Annotated in this window: 2 protein-coding genes; both read right to left on the reverse strand. The window is 61.1% G+C overall.

Annotated elements, in window-relative coordinates; all coding sequences use genetic code 11:
• Positions 1–88: 88 nt before the first annotated feature.
• Positions 89–676: a DAHL domain-containing protein gene (locus tag EV671_RS26480; RefSeq protein WP_132576887.1), complete on the reverse strand. Its 588-nt coding sequence runs from the start codon at positions 674–676 to the stop codon at positions 89–91.
• Positions 673–1629 (reverse strand): cytochrome-c peroxidase, encoded by a 957-nt coding sequence (locus EV671_RS26485; RefSeq protein ID WP_132576888.1) that lies wholly within the window; start codon positions 1627–1629, stop codon positions 673–675. Before EV671_RS26485 ends, EV671_RS26480 begins: the two co-directional genes overlap by 4 nt.
• Positions 1630–1883: the final 254 nt, after the last annotated feature.

Raw genomic sequence — 1883 nt, forward strand, 5'->3', positions numbered from 1 at the left:
TCCCATCCTCACTTGCAATTGGCCCTTCCCAGGGCTCAAGACAAAACCGCGTCCTCACCGCCGAATAAGCGCGCTTCCTGACCGCCGTTCACACCTGCTCAGCCTTGATGTAGGCGGCCTGTTCATTGGTCGCCGCCTGGCTGTACTGCAAGGTGGCGAGCAATACGTTCCCGACGGCATCGCCAAGCAACTGCCGCCTGGGGGCCGAATCCCCCACTTGACGCGAGATCAGCCGCAAGTCGTTGGCCGCCGTGGGCAGGAAAGTCAGCGAATTGCGCAGGATGGCGTTATGCGATTTGAAGCGCTCGATCAGCCGCTCCTTGTCGTCAAGCGCCTGTTGCAGGGCAGAGCTGGCACGCTTGAGCTCGCCCCGACTCAAGTTGCTTGACCATGCGGGCGCGACATCGATCAGTTGTTGCCGCAACTGCCGCAGTTCGACCATCGGCGCCGTCAGAGGGTCGTAGCTGTCGTTGAGCCCGACACGTGACTTCAGCGCATCGGACTCCCATTGCGCATCGAGCTGTTTGATGTGCCGCAGCACGGCCGCTTGCTCGATGAGAGACGCCTCATCGTAGGCACGGGCTTTGACATAGAGGCCGATCAAGATCGCTGAAAGCAAGCCAATGGCAACCGCCACGACCCATGCGGCGCCCTGGGCGGCGTCCAACCGCTTCACGGCTTGCCCTCCAGTTCGCCATTCAATGTGCGCAGGAAATCGATGATCAGAGCCTTGTCTTGCTGGGTGGCCACGCGGCCCAACTGGTAGCGGAACATCACGTCAACAGCGTCCTCCAGCGTCTTGGCCGATGCATCATGAAAATATGGCGGTCGCAGGGCAACGTTGCGCAGACTCGGAACCTTGAAGACATATCGATCACCCTCGTCGTGGGTGACCTCGAAGCGCCCGAGATCAGCCGGAGTTAGATTGCCGCGGCGCGCGAAATAGTCCCCCATGACGCCGAACCTCTGGAACATGTTGCCGCCGACATTGACACCTTGGTGGCAGGCCACACAGCCATAGCGCTTGAAGCGCGCGTAGCCCTCGCGTTCATTAGCGGTGATGGCACCCGAATCGCCTCTGAGATAGCGGTCGAAGCGCGAATTGGGTGTGATGAGCGTGCGCTCATAGGTCGCAATGGCATGCCGTATGTTGGCGGCAGTCACCCCTTGCGGATATGCCTCCGCGAAGGCCGCTCGGTACTTAGCGTCGGCCGCGACCTTGGCCACGACGGCCTCCCACCTCGAGCCCATCTCCACGGGGTTTTGCACGACTAGGTCGACCTGCCCCTCCAAAGAGTCGGCCCGGCCGTTCCAGAACTGCTTGAAGTTGAAGGCCGCGTTGAACACTGTCGGCGCATGAACACCGGTCAGTGCCCCTCCAAAGCCGATCGACCGGTCCCGGCCGTCGCTGCCGCCCTTGGTCGTGTCATGGCACGAAACGCATGCAACCTTTCCGTTGGCGGATAAGCGCGCGTCGTGAAAGAGCAGGCGACCAATTTCCGCTCTGGCCGGGTCCTGCTTCAGCGTAGAAGGGAGCGGCTTGATGGGCTCGTCCATTGGAGCGCTAAGCGCCGACACACCGGCCGCCACGAGCAACCCCGATGCCCACTGAAAGGCAAGAATGCGCATCGCTTCGACATCCTTTGTCAAAAGGACCTGCGGGTCCACGCCAAACGCTGCCGCCCTGATGAGCTCAGCTCACAGCCGAAGCTCCCACTATGGGCCAATTCGGTCCAACGAGACATCGGAAGACGCACACCCGACGCCTCTTACCGTGAACAACCTCTCTAGGGCTGTGCTGAACAAGTAGACGATTTCGACGCGGCTTCGTGTCGACGTTTTACTTGCTCGAACTGACGTCGTATTGCCCCGCCCATGCCGAG

The sequence above is a fragment of the Roseateles saccharophilus genome (assembly GCF_004342485.1).
Taxonomy (GTDB): Bacteria; Pseudomonadota; Gammaproteobacteria; order Burkholderiales; family Burkholderiaceae_C; genus Pelomonas; species Pelomonas saccharophila.

What these genes read in the sequence shown, in the direction of transcription:
- EV671_RS26485 (WP_132576888.1), bottom strand. Translation starts at nt 1,629, where the DNA reads ATGCGCATTCTTGCCTTTCAGTGGGCATCGGGGTTGCTCGTGGCGGCC.